The organism is Sphingomonas kyeonggiensis (assembly GCF_014196745.1).
Lineage (GTDB): Bacteria > Pseudomonadota > Alphaproteobacteria > Sphingomonadales > Sphingomonadaceae > Sphingomonas > Sphingomonas kyeonggiensis.
Genome location: NZ_JACIEH010000002.1, coordinates 1,148,125 through 1,168,982, shown reverse-complemented (window position 1 = coordinate 1,168,982; position 20,858 = coordinate 1,148,125). Strand labels below are relative to the sequence as shown.

The 20,858-nt window shown below is 67.5% G+C and carries 17 protein-coding genes; 5 read left to right on the top strand and 12 right to left on the bottom strand.

What is annotated here, in order from left to right; translation table 11 throughout:
* Window positions 1–49: 49 nt before the first annotated feature.
* The 6 genes from GGR46_RS13990 to GGR46_RS13965 form a co-directional block, all read right to left on the bottom strand.
* Window positions 50–1,876 (bottom strand): putative porin, encoded by a 1,827-nt coding sequence (locus GGR46_RS13990; protein ID WP_183998545.1) that lies wholly within the window; start codon window positions 1,874–1,876, stop codon window positions 50–52.
* A 96-nt stretch (window positions 1,877–1,972) separates the two neighbouring features.
* Window positions 1,973–2,713 carry a hypothetical protein gene (locus GGR46_RS13985; protein ID WP_183998544.1) on the bottom strand — a complete coding sequence of 247 codons (741 nt, stop codon included), beginning with the start codon at window positions 2,711–2,713 and terminating at the stop codon, window positions 1,973–1,975.
* A 15-nt stretch (window positions 2,714–2,728) separates the two neighbouring features.
* The gene (locus tag GGR46_RS13980; protein ID WP_183998543.1) at window positions 2,729–3,139 is read right to left on the bottom strand and encodes an ExbD/TolR family protein; all 411 of its coding nucleotides are present in this window, start codon (window positions 3,137–3,139) and stop codon (window positions 2,729–2,731) included.
* A 22-nt stretch (window positions 3,140–3,161) separates the two neighbouring features.
* Window positions 3,162–4,937 (bottom strand): DUF2341 domain-containing protein, encoded by a 1,776-nt coding sequence (locus tag GGR46_RS13975; protein WP_183998542.1) that lies wholly within the window; start codon window positions 4,935–4,937, stop codon window positions 3,162–3,164.
* A 26-nt stretch (window positions 4,938–4,963) separates the two neighbouring features.
* Window positions 4,964–6,661 (bottom strand): ShlB/FhaC/HecB family hemolysin secretion/activation protein, encoded by a 1,698-nt coding sequence (locus tag GGR46_RS13970; protein WP_183998541.1) that lies wholly within the window; start codon window positions 6,659–6,661, stop codon window positions 4,964–4,966.
* Between the two features lies 1 nt (window position 6,662).
* Window positions 6,663–7,466, bottom strand: coding sequence for a helix-turn-helix transcriptional regulator (locus GGR46_RS13965; RefSeq protein ID WP_183998540.1), 804 nt, complete (start codon window positions 7,464–7,466; stop codon window positions 6,663–6,665).
* 475 nt (window positions 7,467–7,941) lie between these two features.
* Here GGR46_RS13965 and GGR46_RS13960 point away from each other — a divergent pair, with 475 nt between their 5' ends.
* The 4 genes from GGR46_RS13960 (at window position 7,942) to kdsA (ending at window position 11,384) form a co-directional block, all read left to right on the top strand.
* On the top strand, window positions 7,942–8,604 hold the full coding sequence (locus tag GGR46_RS13960) for a secretin and TonB N-terminal domain-containing protein (protein WP_183998539.1): 663 nt from the start codon (window positions 7,942–7,944) through the stop codon (window positions 8,602–8,604).
* Between the two features lie 95 nt (window positions 8,605–8,699).
* Window positions 8,700–9,689: a KpsF/GutQ family sugar-phosphate isomerase gene (locus tag GGR46_RS13955; protein ID WP_246426082.1), complete on the top strand. Its 990-nt coding sequence runs from the start codon at window positions 8,700–8,702 to the stop codon at window positions 9,687–9,689.
* Window positions 9,689–10,522, top strand: a complete 834-nt coding sequence (locus GGR46_RS13950; RefSeq protein ID WP_246426081.1) for a 3-deoxy-manno-octulosonate cytidylyltransferase — start codon at window positions 9,689–9,691, stop codon at window positions 10,520–10,522. The genes GGR46_RS13955 and GGR46_RS13950 overlap by 1 nt, the downstream gene beginning before the upstream one ends.
* Window positions 10,523–10,538: 16 nt before the next feature.
* On the top strand, window positions 10,539–11,384 hold the full coding sequence (gene kdsA / locus GGR46_RS13945; protein ID WP_183998538.1) for a 3-deoxy-8-phosphooctulonate synthase: 846 nt from the start codon (window positions 10,539–10,541) through the stop codon (window positions 11,382–11,384).
* On the opposite strand, the gene GGR46_RS13940 is transcribed toward kdsA, so the two are convergent.
* The 4 genes from GGR46_RS13940 to GGR46_RS25445 all read right to left on the bottom strand — a co-directional run bounded on the left by GGR46_RS13940 (window position 11,381) and on the right by GGR46_RS25445 (window position 14,498).
* A complete protein-coding gene (locus GGR46_RS13940) occupies window positions 11,381–12,199 on the bottom strand; it encodes a helix-turn-helix transcriptional regulator (protein ID WP_183998537.1) in 819 nt (272 codons plus the stop codon). The two genes, kdsA and GGR46_RS13940, sit on opposite strands and share 4 nt — an antisense overlap.
* Window positions 12,200–12,304: 105 nt before the next feature.
* On the bottom strand, window positions 12,305–13,345 hold the full coding sequence (locus tag GGR46_RS13935) for a FecR family protein (protein ID WP_183998536.1): 1,041 nt from the start codon (window positions 13,343–13,345) through the stop codon (window positions 12,305–12,307).
* A 59-nt stretch (window positions 13,346–13,404) separates the two neighbouring features.
* A complete protein-coding gene (locus tag GGR46_RS13930; protein ID WP_183998535.1) occupies window positions 13,405–14,007 on the bottom strand; it encodes a sigma-70 family RNA polymerase sigma factor in 603 nt (200 codons plus the stop codon).
* The gene (locus GGR46_RS25445) at window positions 14,004–14,498 is read right to left on the bottom strand and encodes a TonB family protein (protein ID WP_343058162.1); all 495 of its coding nucleotides are present in this window, start codon (window positions 14,496–14,498) and stop codon (window positions 14,004–14,006) included. The genes GGR46_RS13930 and GGR46_RS25445 overlap by 4 nt, the downstream gene beginning before the upstream one ends.
* A gap of 651 nt (window positions 14,499–15,149) precedes the next feature.
* Here GGR46_RS25445 and GGR46_RS13920 point away from each other — a divergent pair.
* Window positions 15,150–17,474 (top strand): Calx-beta domain-containing protein, encoded by a 2,325-nt coding sequence (locus GGR46_RS13920; protein WP_183998533.1) that lies wholly within the window; start codon window positions 15,150–15,152, stop codon window positions 17,472–17,474.
* A gap of 111 nt (window positions 17,475–17,585) precedes the next feature.
* Here the strand turns inward: GGR46_RS13920 and GGR46_RS13915 are convergent, their stop codons facing one another.
* Together GGR46_RS13915 and GGR46_RS13910 are read right to left on the bottom strand one after the other, a co-directional pair.
* Window positions 17,586–18,950, bottom strand: a complete 1,365-nt coding sequence (locus GGR46_RS13915) for an HlyD family type I secretion periplasmic adaptor subunit (protein WP_183998532.1) — start codon at window positions 18,948–18,950, stop codon at window positions 17,586–17,588.
* Window positions 18,947–20,680, bottom strand: a complete 1,734-nt coding sequence (locus tag GGR46_RS13910) for a type I secretion system permease/ATPase (protein WP_183998531.1) — start codon at window positions 20,678–20,680, stop codon at window positions 18,947–18,949. Before GGR46_RS13910 ends, GGR46_RS13915 begins: the two co-directional genes overlap by 4 nt.
* Window positions 20,681–20,858 lie beyond the last annotated feature (178 nt).

The window sequence follows — 20,858 nt, the reverse complement described above, 5'->3', positions numbered from 1 at the left end:
CGAGGGCCAGCGCGATCGCGCCAGCATGACGAGGCGGCGGGGCGGAGCATCAGAAGGCGACGCCGAGGTCGAGGTGCAGCACGTCGATCGCCAAGGGCGCGTCGACGATCTGGTTCGCGCTCAGCCAACGCGCGCCGATCGCGATGCCGTCATAGGGTGCCCAGGCGCCGCCGATGACGAAGCCGCGCGCATTGGTGCCGCCGAGGTGGAAGTCGGAATCGGTGAAGCTGTCGGGAACGGCGTCGCTCTCGAGATATTTGTAGGCGAGGTTGACCGCCCAGGCGCCCCGCTGTGCGCGGCGCGGATTGACACTGAACAGATTCGGATCGCCGATAGAGAAATATCCGCCATAGCCCTGATTGCCACCTACGAAGCGCGCCGGATTGGTCACATCACAGGCGCCCTGGAGCGGATTGTTGGCGGGATCGGAGAGCACGACATTGTTGAGCGGCGCCCCGTCCGCCCCCTCGGCGCAGATGCCCTTGGGATTGAAGCCGAAATTGTAGAGATAATTGCCGGTCAGCCGGGCGACGACGCGATCCGAGATCGGCACGCTCACCGATCCGCTGAGGTCGAGCACGCGATAGGCGAATTTCAGGCCCAGATATTGCGGCTGGCGCGGATCGTTGGGGTTCGGATTGGCAGTCGTGTCGAACCGCCGCAGGAACATCAGCGTGTTCCCCTTGGTCGCGAAGAGCGGACGCAGCGCGTCGGTCGAGCATTCGACATTCTCGACCGAATAGATGTCGCACGGCGCCGAGACGTGCCCGCGCAGATAAGTGAAGTTGTGATAGGCGCCCGCGAGATGCGCCTCGACGCCGTTGCCGAACTTCTTCGCCAGCTCGACCTGCCCGCTGAACAGATAGCGGTCGCGCCAGTTGCGCTTCTCCGACGAGGTCGAGGGATAGTCGGTATCCTCGAACATCACCGGGAACGCGCCGCCGCGCACCGCCAGGGTAAAGCCGTCTTCGCCCACGATCCTGGCGAGGTTCGCTTCGCCATAGAGCCCGTCGAGCGCCAGATCGGGATCGAACATCAGGTCGGTGGTACGGAGCGGATTGTCGAACCGGCCGACCATTGCCGTGACGCCGGGAACGAGTTCCCCCTTCACATAGGCGTTCTGCAGCCACAGGTCGCGCTTGCGGAAGCCACCGCCGAGCGTGGCATTGGTCGAGATCGGACCGGCATTCTCGCCGGTCGCGAGCTGGAAGCCGAGCGTGAACCGGTTGGCGACGGTCGCCTCCAGCCCGATCCGCGCGCGGATCTCCATGTTGTTCCGCTTGTCGCGCGTCGTGTTGATCCGCGGCGCGAGCTGCCGGGTGAGGTCGATCGGCCCCATCGCGTTGAACTCGGACACGTCGATATAGTCGGGCGAATTGTCCTTGGCGTAGAAGCTCGAGGCCGAGCGGAAGCGCAGGTCGCCATGGATCCGGATATTGTCGACCCAGTCGGGCGCGGCCTTGCCCGGCGCCGCCCAGCCCTCGGCCTTGGCCTGGGCCAGCACTTCCTGGCGCAGCCCTTCCTTGATCTGGTTGCGCACCGTCTCGGGGACATAGGGCACCCGCACCGTACCAGCAGGCGGTGGCGGCAACTCAGCGGCTGCCTGTTGGACCGGCGCCGCCGGCACCTGGGCCAGCGCGGCACGCGCCTGCACGGCCTCGGCCTGGGCCTGGTCCATCAGCGCCTTGCCCTTTTCAGGGGTGAGCACGCCCTGCTCGATCAGGAGCCGGACCAGATTGACCATCGCGCTGTCCGAAGGCTGGGCCGGCGCGGCGGCCTGCTGTGCGAATGCCGGTACGGTCCAGAGCAGCGCCACCGCCGCGGCGCCATGCGCCATGGCGTGGCGCGAACGCCGGAGCTTGAATCCCACGAACATCATCACACCCCTTCGAGTTCCGCGCGCGTCCCCTTGGCCGGGACCGTCACACGCCAAATTGCTGAGCCACGCCGCGGGCCGGATGCCGCGCGCACGTCAAATCCCCCGCCGGCCGCGGACGGTGATCCGCTGCGGGAACGTCATCGATTGCGGTGGCGCGTTGAGCCCGCGAATGCCCGCGAGCAGCGACGCCAGCCGCTTCATGCCTTCGTCGTCACCGCTCCCGCGCACCCCCAACAGGCGCACGCCGGCCACCCGGCCATCCGCGGTCACGGTCAGCGAAAGATCGGCCGAGAAGACCAGCCGGCTCAGCCGGTCGTCACCGCGCACACGCTCCTCGAGCTCGGAGCTGAGGTAGCGGCGATAGAGTCCCTCCCCCATCCCGCCGCCGCCCGCGGGCTTGGCGCCGCAATTGGTGCCCAGACAGGTGCCGCCGCTTCCCGGCGCGCCGATCCCGCCGCCACTGCCCGCCGCAATCCCGAAACTGTCGGTTCCCGCCTGCGCCGGCGCCGCGATCGTCACCGGTGCGGCCTGGGGCTGCTGCGGCGTCTTGGGCGCCTCGGCCGGCGAAGGCTGGGGCTGCTCGGTCGGCTCGGGTGGCTTTTCCTTGGGCTCGGGCGGTGGAGGCGGTGGTGGCGGAGGCGGCGGCAGGGGCACCACATCGACCACCGACTTGGAGTCCTCGTTGACGCGCACCCCGCGCACCGCGGTGATCTGGCCGTAGACGAACCAGGCCAGTGCCCCGAGCAGCACCAGCCCGATGACATAGGGCAGTGCCTCGCGGATCGGTGCGCGATCCTCGAAAGCCTCGAAGTCCTTGGGCTGCAGGGTGGTCACGTGCGTCTCGCCGTCTCAGGAGGCGGTGCTGGGCTTGCCGGTGACCAGCCCCACCTTGTTGAGGTCGAGCTGGCGGCACAGGTCGAGCACCTGCGTCACCTTGCCGTACTGCGCGGTCTGGTCGCCCTTGAGCACGATCGGCACGTCGGGGTTGCTCGCCTTGGCGCTGCGCAGCCGCGTCTCGAGATCGGCCATCGTCACCGGAAAGGCATCCATGAAGATCTGCCCGTCGGTGGTGACGGTGATCGCAATCGTCTTGGGCTGGACCAGGCTCTGCGCCGCACTCGCCTTGGGCAGGTCGACCTTGATCCCCTGTACCGAGGCGGTCGCCATCAGGATGAAGATGACGAGCAGCACATAGGCCAGGTCGAGCATCGGCGTGATGTTGATGTCGTCATAAGCCTTGCGGCCCTTGTTGATCTGCATGGCTGGTCTCCCCTCGCCGCAATCACTCGGCCGCCTGGAGCACGGGCGGCGTGGCGTCCTCGATCTGCATCTCGGCAAGGCGGGTGATCAGCCGGTCGACGAACACACGCATCTCGTCCGAGAGCGACGAGATCCGGCTGTTCAGATAATTGTACCCGAACAGCGACGGGATCGCGCAGGTGAGGCCCGCGATCGTCGCCATCAGCGCCGCGGCGATGCCGGGTGCGATCGCGTTGACGTTGACGTCGCCTGCCTGCGCCACGCCGGCAAAGGTGTTCATCACGCCGAGCACCGTGCCGAGCAGGCCGATGAACGGACCACCCGAGATCGCGATGGTGAGCAGCACCAGCCAGCGATCGAGCTTCTGGTTCTCCTCGACCACCACGGCATCGACCGCGGCGCGCATCGCCTCGACGCTCTCGCCCGACAGCGGGCGCTTGCCCCGCACCGCGCGGCGCACCTCGAGCTCGTCGATCCCGGTCTCGTAGATCCGGCCGAGCGGCGCCCGCTCGATCGTCGCCAGCTCGCGCGGGCTCATGCCCTCGACCTGCTTCATGCCGACCAGATCCTCGTGCAGGCTGCGGAAGCGCCGCAGGAACACGCGGTTCGCCCGCACCGACCGGTTGATGTAGTTCGACTTGGTGATCATCACGAGCACCGCCAGCACCAGGATGAACAGGCACAGGCCGATGATGAAGGCGTCGATCAGCTCGACCTTGCTCAGCACGTAGAAGAAGGTGCCGCCGCCCGAGCTCTGCCGCTCGGCGGTGCCCGCGACGGTGACCAGCTTGTTGCTCGGCCCTTCCGCCTGCGCACTCGCCAGCAGCATCGCGGCGGGACGCGCCGTCCTGGACAGGCGGACCTCGTCGAGCTCGCCGGTGAACGGCCGGCCGGGCGCGCCGCCCAGCGTGATCGAACCATCGAGCGCAGGAAGCGCGCCCGCCGCGGCGGCGGCCTCGACACCGCTCACATAGAGGCGGAGATTCTGCCCGTCGGCGACGAAGCCGAGCTGGGTCCATTCGCCGGGCTTCAGCGCCGCGGCTGCCTGGATGCGCTGGGTGCCGATCAGCGCGAAGGGCACGCCATTGGCGATGCCGACGATCAGCGGGCCGCGCGTGAAGATCGCCTGCTCGCCCGCCGGCTGATCGGCCTTCACCCAGGTGCTCAGCGTCAGCGGCGCGCCCGCGGGCATGGCCAGCGACGGCGTCGCCGGGATGACCAGCTCGCCCTGCCCCTGGAAACGCGCCGCCCGGGCTATCACGCCATTCTCGTCGATCGCCGGCACCGCGTTCTGCGCGTTGTTGGCGTTCGCGGTCAGGTCGCCGGCCGGCTTCCCCGCGGCTTCGCTGAAATGATAGGCGGCGACGGTGTCGGGATCATAGGTCTGGGCGACATTGCTGCCGGCCGACGCGTTCTTGTTGCCGTAATAGAGCCAGAGCTGGCGCTTCTCGCCGCCATTGAGGCTGGGCACCGATACCCACAGGGTCGCGATGCTGTTGGCCGCGTCGTAGCGCTCGATATGGAAGGGCAACGGGGTCTTGCCGTCGGTATCGAGCACCCGCAGGTCCGCGCCATTCTCCAGCGCGTCGCCAAAGGTGAAATTGCCGTCGTGGAGCCGCACCAGCAGCACCGTGCGGCCGATCGCACCGCTGATGTTGCCGCCCGTAGGCGAGGTGTCGACCGTCACCGGGCGACGATAGGGCCAGTCCTTGTTCCACCAGCCGCCACTCGTCTGGGCAAAGGCCGGGGTGGTGATCGCGATCAGCGCGATCAGCCATGCTAGAAATTTACGGCCCACGTTCAGATCCCCATTGCTGTCCGAAGTTAGAATTCGCCCTTCAGCGAAAAACTGTATCGCGGCTCGCCGCGGCTGCTCGTCGGCCCGGTGCGCAGCGGCACGCCGATCACGAACTCGCCGCTGAGCAGCTTGAAGACCTGCAGCCGGAGGCCGCCGCCAATGCCGGCGATGCGGAACTCGTCGGTCTGGCCGATGGAAGGCGCGCGCAGCCGCGCATAACCGGCGTCGAGAAAGGTGAAGAGGCGCAGCTCGTCGACGAAGCTGGGGAGCGAAGGCGCCAGGCTCGGCGTGCGCATCTCGATCGACGTGACGAAGCCGTCGTCGCCCACCGCTTCCGAAACATAATAGCCACGCACGCTCGACATGCCGCCGATCGAGAACTGCTCGTTGGTGACCAGGCTCGTATCCGCGAACTGGCCGGAGACGCGCAGCGCGAGCTGATAGTCCGCGATCAGGGTGCGCGTGTAGTTGAGGTCCAGGTTGAAATGGACGAAATTCTCGTTCGCATCGATCGCGCGCCCGGTGAACTGATCGGCGACCACGCCGATATCGCCGGTGCCCAGCCTGCAGGTGAGCACCCCGGGGGGCGGCGTAGGCGTATCGAACGGGCTTTCGAAGCAATCGTCGCGCTTGACGACGCGCAGGCCCGCGGTCGCCCCGAAGGTGAGGCCGAAGCTGCTCGTCTCGTCCGCGCCGCTCAGCGAATATTCGGTGACGAACGGCACATAGCGGATGCGGGTCGGCTGGAGGGGCTTGCCCGCCAGCGAGATGTTTTCCTTGAAGCTCTTGAAATCGGGCCCGAAGCTTATCTGCTGCGAGACCTTGTCGCCCGGCAGGCGATAGGTGGCGCGCGCACCGATCTGATAGCCGTTGCCCAGCACGTTGGTGCCGCCCAGCGCCGCGACATTGCTGTTCGACTTGTAGCCATAGAGCAGGAACGACCAGGGCGTCCCGATCAGCGGCACATTGTACGAGGCCGAGACCACCGCGCTCTGGTCGGTGTCCTGCGGCGTGATCGCGCTGGTGACCGTCAGCGTATGGCCCTGGCCCCAGAGATCGGCGTAGCGCACCGTGCTGCTCAGCCGCAGCGGGCGGGTGTTGGGGCTGCTGTCGTTGTTGAGCTCGATGCTGGCGTGCAGCGGCAGCTTGTCCTCGACCTCCAGGTCGACATCGACGGTACCGGGCGCCGCGCCGGGCTTGAACTTCGGGTTGATCGCGCGGTCGGGATAGCGATTGGCCTCGGTGACGTCGCGCTGGAGCGCGGCGACGTTGATCGGCTGCCCCTCGACCAGCGACGGCACCTGGGCACGCGCGACCTCGGCCGAATGATGCTTGGCGTCGACCACCTGGACGCGGCCGAGCGGCGCCTCGCGCACGATGATCTGGACGATGCCCTGGCTGAAGGTCTCGTTGGGCTGGATCGGAACCTCGACCTCGACCGCCTCGAACCCCTTGGCCGCATAGGCCCGTTCGAGCGCCTTCTGCGCGGCGACCACATCGTCATTGGTCCGGCCGGGCCCGAGATAGGGATAGATCAGCGTCTCGATCTCGGCATTGCTGAGCCGGGTCGCCCCGGAGACGTCGATCGCGGCGATCATGAAGCTGGCCGGCGCCGCGCGGGCGCCCGCTTCGGAAGGCTGCGCGTCCTGCGCAAGTGCCACGGGAACTGCACCCGTGACCGCCAGCGCAGCGGCGGAAGCCATGAGGAAGAGCGGCTCGCGCATCTCAGATCTCGATCAGGCCGGCGCCGATCGCCAGCGCGACCGCGTGGATCTTGTTGACGGCGTTGAGCTTCTTGCTCGCGCGCGCCACGTGCAGTTCGACGGTGCGGATCGAGACCCCCAGCTTGTTCGCGACCTCGGCCAGCGTTTCCCCGAGCGCGGCGAGACGCAGGCAGGCGATCTCCCGGTCGGACAGCGCCGGCCCCAGGCTGTTGCTCGGCGGCAGGATCGCCTTGGCCATCAGGTGGAACGCAAGCGCCAGGGTCGCCAGCAACGGCGTCTGGGTATCGACGAGGTGCATGGCGCCCTCTTCGGTGCCGCCGAACAGGATCAGGCAGGCGGGGCCGGCCGGATGATCCTGCACCGGCACCGTGACACCCGCCGGCCGGTCCTCGAATTGCTGTGCCGCATACCAGTCACGCTGCGCGTCGGTGAACCCCTCGCCTTCCCCGCTCAGCCAGGCAAAGGGCAGGAAGGCCATCAGGATGGTCTCGACCCCGGCCTGCTCGGTCATCCAGAGATTGGCGCTGTCCGGATGCGTCGAGAGGAAACGCTGCAGCTTCCAGTGCGGCAGGCGCTGGCCCAGGTGCAGATGGCCGAGATGCATGTAGCGCGCGCCGCGAAACCCGTGCCGCACCGCGTGATCGGTCAGCCACTGCCGCAGCGCCTCGGCGGTCTCGCACTGGGCCAGATCGCCTATGAGCGCAGCGAGCGACGCCGGCGCGGTCAGTCCCACGCGATCCGCAGGCCGCAGCCTGTCGGGTGCAACGGGGCTGATATGGCGCCCAAAGGCGCTGCTCGCGAACATTTCTCTTTCCCCGCCGATCTGGCTCCCTGCTAAGTGGACACGGGGCTAGCTCCATTTTGGCAAAGCTTTTTTGTTGCAGTTTGATGACGCAATTTCCCAAGCGGCGCACAGTTCGACATTACTTGAAATAACACTCAAATAATTATCAGGGTGTCATTTTAAATTTCACATCAATACATGCTCGATCTCGAAATTATTTTCGAGAATCTTGCCAATTATGTAAAATTTTCTCTTGATCAAATCTTGATATATATTCGAATGTCCGCCCGATCTCACGCGCCACATTCCCTGTTGCGTACCGCCAACCATGGCGCGCATGACCGATCGACTTGTGCAACGCATGACGATGTCTGGTTCGACAGGAGCCCGTGCGGGACCGAGGCGGTTGCAATTCGCACCTCGCAACAGGCCCGGCACTGCCCTATCCTGCCCCGCGATGGCGCCGCCGATCCTCTTCAGGCTTGTCCCGGCGTGCATGGTCCTGGGCACCCTGTCCGCCACGACCCTGATCGCCGATGAGGCGCACGCCCAGGCGAGTGGCGGCGACCAGCGCATCGCCTTCGACATTCCCGCCCAGCCGCTCGACGCGGCGCTCACCGCCTATTTCCGCGCCACCGGCGTACAGCTGCTCTACGACAGCGCGCTCACCGCGGGTCGCCGGTCGGGAGAGGTGCGCGGCAATTTCACCCCGCGCGAGGCATTGCGCCTGCTCCTGCGCGGAACCGGGCTCATCGCGCGCTACAGCCGGTCGAACGCCGCGATCCTGACCAGCCCGGAGGCGAGGGAGGCGGCGCCGCTGGTTCCGCTGGGGCGCATCGTCGTGCGCGAGCAGGTCGCGCCGCCGCCACGCTTCACCATGGTCCAGCGCCTGGCCTTCTACGGGCAGCTCGCGCGCGAGCTTCAGGCCCATCTGCGCAGCGACCCGCGCACCAACCGCCTCACCTTCAGCGTCCGTGCCTCGATCGAGATCGCGCCGGGCGGCAAGCTGGAGCGGGTCCAGATCGAACAGGGCCAGGATTCACGCATCCGCCAGCTGATCACCGAAGTGCTCACCGGCAAGGTCGTGACACCCCCGCCGGACGGCATCGCCCAGCCGCTGATCGTCGCGCTCAAGGGAAAGCACGGCGCCCAGGATTGAAAGAGCCTGTGGTTTTCCCGAGCAAGGCGCTCCGCCGGCCGCACTAGACTCGAACGGCGTCATTCCCGGCGCACGGAAGGAGCCGAGCGCGCGGCATGGATGCGCTTGCCGAGAGAGCCGTCGACGACGGCGAGATCATTGCGATGGGCCGGCGGGCGATCGCGACCGAAGCAGAGGCCTTGTGGTCGCTGGCGCACGGGCTCGACTCCAGCTTCGCCGAGGCGGTGGCGCTGTTGATGGCGACCTCGGGCCGTGCCGTGCTGTGCGGGCTCGGCAAGTCCGGCCAGATAGCGCGCAAGGTCGCCGCCACCCTGGCATCGACCGGATCACCGGCGATCTTCCTCCACGCCGGAGAAGCGGTGCATGGCGAGCTCGGCATCCTGGGCGCCAGCGACACGCTCGTCGTCTTCTCGAACCAGGGCGACACCCGCGAGTTCGGCGTGATCATGCGCCGGGCGGAAGCGCTCGCGGTGCCGATCATCGCGATCACATCCAATCCGCAGTCCCCGGTGGCCGCAGCCGCCGGGATAACCTTGCTGCTCCCGCCACGCTCCGAGATCTGCCCCTTCGGCAAGTCTCCGACCACCTCCACGGCAATGATGCTGGCACTCGGCGATGCGCTCGCCGTGACGATGATGCAATTGCGCGGAATCAGGGCGTCGGACCTGCTCGCCCTGCACCCCGGCGGCCGGCTGGGCCTCGACCTGGTCTCGGTGGACAGCTTCATGCACGAGGGCGACGCGCTTCCGCTCACTTCGCCGGAGACGCCGATGGGCGAGGTCCTGGACCTGATCAGTGCCAGGAATTTCGGCATCGCCGGGGTGGTCGACCGGCACCAGCGGCTCGTCGGCGTGATCACCGACGGAGACATCCGCCGCTGTGGCGCCGACCTCGGATCGCGCACCGCCGAACAGGTGATGACCGCACGGCCGAGGACGCTCGGCTGCGACGCCATGGCGCGCGACGCGCTGACCATCATGTCCGAGGCGCGGATCACCGCGGTCTTCGTCCTCAGCGACGTGCTCGGCGGGCGGGTCCGCGGCCTCGTGCATATCCACGACCTGCTTCGGCTCGGGATCGGCTGATGCTCAAGCTGGTCGGGGGAACGGGCGTGACGGCGCAGCCCATGCGCGCGGCGATCATAATCCCCGCGCGCTTCGCGTCGGCGCGCTTTCCCGGCAAGCCACTCGTCCCGTTGCGCGGCGTGGGCGGCGCGGAGAAGAGCCTCATCCAGCGCAGCTGGGAGGCCGCATGCGCGGTAGGCGGCGTCGCCGAGGTCTGGATCGCGACGGACGATGACCGGATCGCGGATTCGGCGCGCCGCTTCGGGGCGCAGGTCGTGCGGACGCCGAGCGGCTGCCGCAACGGCACCGAGCGGTGCTGGGCAGCGCTTTGCGAGGCGGGAATCGATGCGGAGATCATCGTGAACCTGCAGGGCGACTCTCCCCTCACCCCGCCGCTCGCCGTCGAACTGCTGGTCGAGACGCTGCGCGTTGAGCCGCAGGTACGGGTCGCGACACCGATGATCCGCTGCTCGCCGCTCCAGCTGGACCGGCTGACCGAGGAAGCCCGGCGTGGCCGGGTGGGCGGCACGACGGTGGTCTTCGATGCCGCCACCGACGCGCTCTATTTCTCGAAGCGCGTGATACCCCATGTGCCCGAGCGCAGCCGGGACGCGCCGGTCTATTTCCATCTTGGCGTCTATGCCTATCGGCGCGGCGCGCTTGGGGAATATGTCCAGATGCCCCCGTCGCCACTCGAGGTCGTCGAGGGGCTGGAGCAGCTTCGCTTCCTCCATTGCGGCATCGGCGTGCGGATGGTCGAGATCCCCGATCCGGCCGGCGGCATCTGGGAAGTCAACAATCCCGGCGACGTCGTCCTTGTCGAGGCTGCGCTCGCCGAGCGTCACCTCGCCTGACCGAACGGATCACGCCATGCAGCTTCTCGGCCACCCAATCGGCAACGACCGGCGCCTGTTCCTCATCGCCGGCCCCTGCGTGCTCGAGTCCGAACGCCTCGCACTGGAGGTTGCGGAAGCACTCGCGGCGATGGCCGAGCGGCTCGGCATCCTGGTGATCTTCAAGGCGTCGTTCGACAAGGCCAATCGCACCTCCGGCGCCTCGTTTCGCGGCCCCGGGCTCGAAGAGGGGCTGGGAATCCTCGCCAGGGTCCGCGCGGAGACCGGCTTGCCCGTCCTGACCGACGTCCACGAAACCTGGCAGGTCGCGCCCGTCGCCCAGGTGGCGGACGTGCTGCAGACTCCAGCCCTTCTCGCACGCCAGACCGACCTGATCGCGGCGGTCGCCCGGTCGGGCCGACCGGTCAACATCAAGAAGGGGCAGTTCATGGCTCCGGGCGACATGGGCCAGGTGCTGGACAAGGCCATGCGCGCCGCGACCGAGGCAGGCCTCGACGCGGACCGGTTCCTGCTCTGCGAGCGCGGCTCCAGCTTCGGCTACAACAATCTGGTCAACGACATGCGCGGGCTCGCCATCATGGCCGATACCGGCGCGCCGGTGGTGTTCGACGCGACCCATTCGGTCCAGCTACCGGGCGGGCAAGGCGATCGCTCGGGCGGCGAGCGGCGCTTCGTTCCGCTGCTCAGCCGCGCGGCGATCGCCTGCGGTATCGCGGGCCTGTTCCTCGAGACGCATCCCGATCCGGACAATGCCCTGTCGGACGGGCCCAATAGCTGGCCGCTGGCGCAGCTGGAGCCCCTGGTCGAACGGCTCCTCGCGCTCGACGCACTGGTCAAGCAGGCGCCGGATAGCGAGCGCTAGATCGCGACCGCGGCCCCGGCGCCGAAAGCCAGTACCACCGCACGGAGCTTGGTCGGCGCACCAAGCTTCTCCAGGGCGTTGCGCAGGTGGAACTCCACCGTCCGCCCCGAGATGCCGAGCGTCTGGCCGCTCTCATCGACGGTCTGGCCCAGTGCCGCCAGGCGCAGGCATTCCAGCTCGCGATTGGACAGGCGCGGCGCGCGGCCGACCCAGTCGGCGATCGGCACGAGTGTCTTGGCCAGCGCGTGGAACTGGCCGGCGAGGAAGGACATCTCCGGCGCGCACTGATCGATCAGCCGCTGGATCGACGCCTCGTCGAACCCGAAGAAGCTCAGATAGGCAGGGCAGCCCGCGCTGTCCTGCACCGGCACGACCAGGCCCGCATCGACGCCCCGGGCGCGCTCTCCGTCGAGCCAGGCACGATGCCGGGGGTTGACCGTCACGCCACTCCGCGTCGACCAGGAAAAGGGCACATAGGCGCCGCGGATCCGCCCGATCGCCGGATCGCTCGCAATCCAGTGCTCGTCCTCGCGATCCGCCTGGCTCGAAGTCGACAGGTACCGGATGGCGAAGCCCGGCTCGCTCTCCTCCAGCCCCCAACAGGGCCGGGCGAGCTGGATGTAGCGCGCGCCATAGAAACCGAGGTTGCGCGCATATTTCAGCAGCCAGTTGCGCAGATCGAGCGCGGAGAGGCACTGCCCCAGCGGCGCGAGCCCCGGTTCGACTTTCTTGAGCGCGGCAGGCCTGGCAGGGGCGACATCCGCATCCGCCTGGTCCTGCAGGCGCTCTGCATGCGCAGCTCCACTCGAAAGCATCGGGTGCGTCCCTCTGGTGATCCCCAATAGAAAGGACACCCCGGCCCGAGCTTTCTGGCAGAAGTTTTTTGTTGCAGTTCAGTGACTCACGGGAAATCGACCAGCTCAGCTGAGAACGACGATGTTCCCCGGATAGCGCGCGACATTGACGCCCAGCGCCAGTTCCGCCTGGCTGAAGAAATCGTCCAGCCGATCGACATAGTAGGTGCCGCTCAGCGGCCGGGCGCCCAGCGCGCTGTTGGTCAGGAAGACGCGCCCGCTGCGATAGCGGTTGATCTCAGCCACCACCTGGCGCAGCGGCATGCCCTGGAAGATCAGCGTGCCGGACTGCCAGGCGGTGAGCACCGCCGGATCCGTCCCGCGTGCGACCGCGCCGATGCCGGATGCCGCGTAACGGACTTCATCGGCCGGCCCGAGAACCCGCTTCTCGCGCGCCCAGTTCACCTCGACCCTGCCCGCCAGGCAGGTGACGCAGACCGCATCGCCCTCGCGGCGGGCATTGAACCGGCCACCGCTGACCACACTGGTCCCCGCTCCCGCGACCAGCGCCGCACGCCCGTTGCCGGCGCTCGACAGCACGGCCTCGCCGGAGACCAGTTCGATCGCCGGCATCCCCAGATCGGTGCGCAGGTCGATCGCGGTGCGGGTATTGAGATCGACGCTCGCGCCGCCCGCCAGTTGCACCACCCGACGCTCGCCGGGGCCGGTGCGATAATCGGCCAGGACTTCCCCGGCGCTCGGGATCAGGTCGAGGCCACGGCCTACCAATATGCCGCCGCCCGCCACCGACGCGGCAATCGCCCCGCCGAGCATGTGGCGCCGCGTCAGGCGGCGGGCCACCCGCGGCTCGAACTCCAGGATCTCGGCGCCCTGTCCCGCATCGGCGATATCGGCCGGGGGAGCGATTTCCTCCGCCTCCGGCGCCACCGGAGCAGCCGCCCCACCCTCGACCGTGCGGACGAGCATGCGAAGGCGCAGCGCCGCGCGAAAGGCTTCCTCATGCGCGCGGCTCTGGCTCCGCCAGGCGATCAGGGCGGCGGCGTCGCGATCGGTCGCCTCGCCCGACTGGAGGCGATTGAGATGATCCAGACCTTCCTGGCGCAAACGCGCGAGGTCAGAATCCTTCCAGCCGCTCCCGTGCGTCATTCCCAATGGCCGTCCAATAGCTCCGCCAGGGACGCGCTTTGCCTGATCATCGCGCATCTCTATTGTGAAGACACTTGGGACAGGCGTTTTTGCAAGTCCGCAACAAATATTTCCTCTGTCGCCGCGTGCAGGTGCCGCGTCGCCAGAAGGAGCTCATGACGAACAGTCCGCTCCGACACGTTGAAATCCGAGGCAATTCTCCCATAGTCGGCGTTCTCGACCCAGAACCGGCGGAACATCGCGCGCCGCCGCGACGGCAACCCCTGCAGCGCGCGCTCGACCGCCTCGAGCTCCGAGCGCGCCTCGGCGACGCGCAGCGGGTCCGGGCTGTCATCGGCGATGTCGAGCAGTTCCTCGATGTCCGCGGCGGACAGATGCCGTGCCTCCGATCGCGTGCGATTGGACGCGATGTTGACGGCCATGGTGATCAGATAGGCGCGCGGATTGCGCAGCTCGCCCTGGATCTCGGTGCGCTGCAGCCGGACATAGGTGTCCTGCAAGGCCTCGTTGGCGGTCTCTGCCGATCCCAATCGCGCGGTGAGGCGCTTCTTGAGATCGGGATAGGTGGAGACGAGCAGCGCGATCAGCACGTCGCGCGCCGACCGGCTCGCGGCGGCGTCCCGGTCGGTCCGGTTCTGCGCACGCGCCTCGAAGTGAGTCACTTCCGCCCGGCCTGCTGGCTTGCGTCTTGCCGAATGACCGAGAGGTCGATCTCGATCACGAAGTTCAGTCGCGACGGCAGCCCCACGGGTATGGGCGGCAGCGGCTGGGCGCGCTCGAGTGCCGCAAGCGCGGCATCGTCGAGCAGTTCCGAGCCCGAGCTCTCCTGGATCCAGCTGTCGAGCACCTTGCCTTCGCGATCGACCTTGAAGGCCAGCCGCGTGACGCCCGACAGGTTGAGGCGCCGCGCCTCCGCCGGATAGCGGCTGCCATTCGCCACCGCCTCGTAGAGCCGCCGCTGATAGTCGCTGAACTGGGAAGGATTGACCGCCGCATGCTCCCCCTGCGCCTCGCTCGGGGTCTTTGCCGGCGCTTCATCCGCTGCGGGAACGGCCTCGGCGCTCGCGGGATCGCTCGACTTCACGGGCTCGGCCAGGCGGCGCTTGCTGTCGGCGAGGGGCGTGACGGCCGTCGCCACATGATCGGCCTTCACCGACCGGCTCGGCGCGCCTTCGGCACTGAATGGTTCGAACTGCAGGACCAGCGGGGCATGTGCATCCTTAATCCCCAGCCTTTCCCGGCGGCTGTCGGAGAGTCCGTACAGGATCCCGCCCAGTATGACGGCCTGGCCGACACACGAGCAGAATAGACCCGGGAAATTGATCCGATTTGGACCAGGCATGAACACTCGCATTGAGTCGGAGCACCGTGCGCTTTTTAGACCACTTTTCTGGGACGCTAGTGTGACATGGATGATCCGGCGTTTTGCTCACCTAGGGGAAACACGGGGTCTTCTGGCGCACCGCACCAACGCGTGACCGCACGCTCCACGGCGCTGCCGCCAACGCCTTCGCCGATTGGGTCAAGTCTCGCATCTGCCGTTGGCTGAACAATGCACGGCCACGCACGCGCAATGACCCCGCACAATCCACAAATCACAACATCGTACAAAATCACCACAACAATGAACAATAAATAGACAAGAATAGACAAAACCGAATCACAATTGACAATTCAGTAAATAAAGGTCCGCAATGGCGCTGTCATACTCGACGACTAGCCCAATGCGTCACTTTGTTTGTGATTCGCGTAACCACATCCTCTCTACGCGGCATGCGTAGACTTGCTAAAGGAATAATATCCCATGGATCATCTCAGCATCAGCGATGCGAGCGTCATCGAGGGTGATTCCGGCACCCGCAATCTCGTCTTCACCGTCACCCGCACCGGTGATGCGAGCGCCGCGATCAGCCTCGAATATGGCGTCGAGCTCGACGGCACTGCCTCGGCGAGCGACATCGCCTCGGGCGCAGTCCTTGCGGGCGTCGTGGATTTCGCCGCCGGCGAAACCAGCAAGACGATCACCGTCGCGGTCAAGGGCGATACCCAGATCGAGGCGAACGAGACTCTCGCGGTCCATCTCTACCCGCTGAGCGGTGACTTCATCCTCGACGACGACACCGCCACCGGCACGATCGTCAACGATGACTTCCTGCCCAGCCATGTCAGCATCAGCGACGCCAGCGTCGTCGAGGGCGACAGCGGTACCCGCAACCTCGTCTTCACCGTCACGCGCACTGGCGGTACCGACGCTGCCAGCGTCGAGTATGGCGTCGATCTCGACGGCTCCGCCTCGGCCAGCGATATCGCTTCGGGCGCGGTTCTCGCGGGCGTCGTGGATTTCGCCGCCGGCGAGACCACCAAGACGATCACCGTCGCGGTCAAGGGCGACACCGTCGTCGAAGGCAACGAAACGCTTTCGGTCCACCTCTATCCGCTGAGCGCCAACGTGATCGTCGATGACGATTCGGCCACCGGCACCATCGTCAACGACGATGTCCTGCCCAGCCACATCAGCATCGGCGACGCCAGCGTCGTCGAGGGCGACAGCGGTACCCGCAACCTCGTCTTCACCGTTACCCGCACTGGCGGCACTGATGCCGCCAGCGTCGAGTATGGCGTCGATCTCGACGGCTCCGCCTCGGCCAGCGACCTTGCCTCGGGCGCGGTACTCGCGGGCGTCGTGGATTTCGCCGCCGGCGAGACCAGCAAGACGATCACCGTCGCGGTCAAGGGCGACACCGTCGTCGAGGGCAACGAAACGCTTTCGGTCCATCTGTTTCCGCTGAGCGCCAATGTCATCGTCGATGACGACAGCGCCACCGGCACCATCGTCAACGACGACGTCCTCCCCAGCCACATCAGCATCGGCGACGCCAGCGTCGTCGAAGGCAATAGCGGCACGAGCAACCTCGTCTTCACCGTTACCCGCACCGGCGGCACCGATGCGGCGAGCATCGAGTACGGCGTCGAGCTCGACGGTTCCGCCTCGGCCAGCGATCTCGCCTCGGGCGCGGTTCTTGCGGGCGTCGTGGATTTCGCCGCGGGCGAGACCAGCAAGACGATCACCATCGCGGTCAAGGGCGACACCATCGTCGAGGGCAACGAGACTCTGGCGGTCCACCTTTACCCGCTCAGCGCCAATGTGATCATCGACAACGACACCGCCACGGGCACGATCGTCAATGACGACCATCCCAACCAGGCGCCCGTTGCGCATGCCGACGCGGCGTCGGTCAACGAGGATGCGACGACGGCGAACCTGTGGACCACGCTGCTCGGCAACGACGCCGATCCCGAGGGCCAGCCGCTCACCATCAGCGCGATCAACACCAGCGGCACGCTCGGCCATGTGGTGTTCGATCCCGCGCACCAGACGCTGCAATATGTGGCCGACGCCGATGCGTTCGACGCGCTGGCGCCGGGCGCCACTGCGACGGACAGCTTCACCTATACGGTGACCGATGCCGGTGGCCTGACCAGCACGGCGACGGTGACCGTCACGGTGACCGGCATTGCGGACGGCGTGGTGCGTATCGGCACCATCCACAACGACACGCTCAACGGCACCTCGGGCGAGGACACGCTGTGGGGTGGCCTGGGCAACGACACGCTCAATGGCCAGGGCGGACACGACCTGCTCGACGGCAGCCTGGGCAATGACGTGCTCAATGGCGGTGACGGGAACGACACGCTGTATGGCGGTCTGGGCAAGGACCAGCTCCATGGCGATGCCGGCAACGACGCACTGTACGGCGGCCTCGGCAATGACCAGCTGTGGGGCGGCGCCGGCAACGACAGCTTCCACTTCAGCTGGCTCGGCGGCCGGGACACGATTTACGACTTCAACACGAGCCAGGATCAGATCGTTCTCGACGACGGCGTCACCGTGACCGAAACCAAGGTCAAGGACGTCAACAATGACGGCGTCAACGATCTCGTCCTCAAGCTCAGCCTGGGCGGATCTGCGGTCCTGCTCGGCGTCAGCGACGCCAGCCAGGTCCATATCGTCACCGGCGATTCGATCTTCGACCATCTGTCGGCGCTGGCCGGCACACTCGAAGCGAATGGTGCGCTTGCGGACACGCTTCAGCACGTGACGTCGAACGACCTCGCGCACGGCTTCTGATGCGCTGGCACCCCGGTCGGGCACGCGCTCGACCGGGGTGCCGCTTTTCCGCCTGCACGCCGGGGCGGGTGGAACGGACGAAACCGGCGCCCTTCGCCGGCCCAATCCCGGTCAATGCTCGCGGAACGAGGACCAGAAGCTGCCGATGAGCGGCTCGAGCGCATAGTCGAGCGCAGTCCGCTTGCGCAGCGGGATCAGCACCTCGACCGGCATTCCGGCACGCAGCGCGAAATCGCTGCCCCGCACCGCCTGGATCAGCCCGAGCTGGTCGCGCGGCACGGTGACTTCCCCGGTGAAGAAGCTCTGGCCGGTCTTCTCGTCGATGAAGCTGTCCGCCGACAATCGGGTTAGCCGGCCTTCGAGGCTCGGCAGGCGGCGCTCGTGCAGGCCGCTGAACCGCACCAGCGTCTTCTGCCCCACCGCGAGGTCATCGGCGTCGTCGGGGGCGATCCGGGCCTGGATGCGGAGCGCGGCATGCTCGGGCACGATGTCCATCAGCTTCTGCCCCGGCGAGATCACCCCACCCGGGGTGAAGATCGACAGGCCCACCACCGCACCGGTAGCGGGCGCACGGATGGCGGTGCGCTCGAGCTGGTCGCGGGCAGCGATCCATTTGGGCAGCATCTCGCCGAGCCGGCTCTCGACGTCGCGCAGGTCGGCGGCGGTCCGCTCGCGGAAGCTGCGCTCGGTCTCGAGCATCTGCATCCGGCTTTCGCCCACCGCCCCGCGGGTCTGCGCGACGCTGGCGCTATATTGCCCGCTCCGCCCCTGCAAATCTGCACGCGCACGCTCCAGATCGCGCATCCTGGTCTGCGATACGAAGCCCTTGTCGGCGACGGGACGCAACACCCGGATCTGCTCCTCGATCAGCCGCAGCTGCTCCTGCGTCGAAACCGCCTGGCGGTCATAGCCGCGCCCCTGCTCGCTCGACTGGATCACACGCTGGCCGAGCGCGTCCCTCTGCGCCACCAGCACGGCGGTGCGCGCGCTGAGCTCGGTCCGCTGGAGCTGCATCGCGACCTCCGCCTCGTCCCTGTCCTCGGGCGCGAGACCATCGAATTCACGCGGCGGCGCGAAACTTGCTTTGCCCAGTTCCTCCGCCTGGAGCCGGGCGCGCTGGGCGAGCAGCCGGATCGACTGGGACGCGAGCGCCCGCTCCTGCGCCTGCACTTCGGCGGCGGCGAGCTGCATCAACAGCTGCCCGCGTTCGACGCGCTGCCCCTCATGGACGAGGATCCGGCCGACGACGCCGCCATCGCGATGCTGGACCGACTGGCGCTGTCCCGAGACGACGAGCGTGCCCGGCGCATAGGCCGCAGCATCCAGCCGCACGAACGCGGCCCAGCCGAGGAATAGGACGAAGAAGAGCGCGGCAACGATCGCACCCAGCCGGATATCCCGTGTCGGATCGGCGCGCACGGGCGCCGGAATGGCCACCGCATCGCGGCGCGGCGGCAGCAGGATGGCGGCCGTCATCCTGCCTGCGCTCCTGCCGCACGCGCCACCCGCAGGGCCGGAGGCGTGATCTTCGGCAGCACCTCGTCGCGCGGTCCGAACATCTCCACTCTCCCTTCGCGCAATACCAGGATACGGTCGACGACCGGCAGAATGCCGAGCTTGTGCGATACGATCAGGATCGTCCGGCCTTCCGCCTTGAGCGCGCCAAGCGCGGCGATCAGCGCTGAATCGCCCTCGGCATCGAGATGCGCATTGGGCTCGTCGAGGATCAGGATCGGCGGGTCGCGATAGACGGCGCGTGCCAGCGCGATCCGCTGCGCCTGGCCTGCCGACAGCCCTGCACCGCGCAGCTTCAATGCATGCTCATAGCCCCGGGGGAGCCGACGGATCAGCGCGTCGGCGCCGACCTTCTCGGCGGCGGCGATCACCGCGGCATCGATCGCCGAACGATCCTCACCCAGTTCCCCCGAGAAGCGCGCCACATTCTCGGCCACCGTGCCGGCGAACAGCGCGAAGTCCTGCGGGAGGTAACCGATGTAGCGGGCCAGCACCTCGGGCTCCCAGTCGGTCGCGCTGGCGCCATCGAACCGAACGGTGCCGTGATCGGGCAGCAACGCGCCGGCGATCGTGCGGACCAGGGTCGATTTCCCCGCTCCGCTCGGCCCGACGACCGCGACCACTTCGCCCGGCGCGATGCGCAGAGAGACCGAATTCAGCACCGCACCGTCGCGTGCATCGTTGAGCACGGTCACATTCTCGAGCGTCACGGCGCCGCGTGGAGGGGGCAGCCGGGTCGGCTCGCCCGCCTCCGCGGTACCGTCCAGCAGGAGGCTGAGGCTGCGATAGGCCTGGTGCGCCTGGACGATCGCGCGCCAGGTCCCGATCAGCTGCTCGATCGGTGCGAGCGCGCGCGCGATGAGGAAGGAAGCGGCGAAGATCGCCCCGCCCGAGATGAGATTGTCGACCGCGAGCAGTGCGCCCAGGCCGAGCGCCAGCGACTGGAGCGCGAGGCGGACGAACTTGGTGGCGGTAAGATAGCCGCCCGTGGCGAAGCCCGCCTCGGTCTGCGCATCCAGCATCGCCTCGCGCTGGCGCAGTTGCCTTGCCACCATGGCACGGCGCATGCCGAGCGCGCGGATGCTGTCGCTCGATCCCAACGCCGCATCCTGATGGGCATAGGAAAGCGCGGCGATCTTCTGTGCCCGGTCCAGCCGCTTGCGGGTCGAACGCTCGTTCGCCCAGGCGATCAGCGGCAACACCGCACAGCCGAGGATCGCGACCAGGCCGAGCCAGGGGTGCACCAGGAAGCAGACCAGGATGTAGATCGGCACCCAGGGCGCGTCGAACAGGGCCAGCACGCCCGCGCCGCTGAGCGTGGCGCGCATCGTGTCGAACTCGCGCAGTGCCTGGCGGGCGACCGGCAGATCGGGGCGTCCCAGCGTCGCGTCGAGTATCTGCGGCGCGAGCGCGGCATCGAGCTGGACGCCGGCACGGACCAGCAGCCGCGCGCGGATTCCATCGAGCAGCGCCAGCGTCGCCAGCGCGAAGAGCAGCACCAGGGTGAGGAACGCCAGGGTCTGCAGTCCGCGGGTCGGGACCACCCGATCATAGACCTGCAGCATGTAGAGGGTCGGCGCGATGTAGAGCAGGTTGAGGAGCGCGCTGAACACCGCCACGGCGAGCAGATGGCGGCGGCACAGGGCCAGGGCAGCGGTGATGCCCGACGAAGCGAGACGCGATTTGTCCATGGCCTGATCCGGAAGGAACCCCGTGCGTGGGGGAGCATCGCTCCGTCCCCCGCGGGGCATCGCTACGGGATCAATGTGACGCTTTCCCGGAGAAAAGTCCCCGGATCGGCTCCGTGTGGCCGATTGTCACAACAATGGACAAAACGAGGATGGTCTGCCGCCGCAGTAGCTGCTGCGG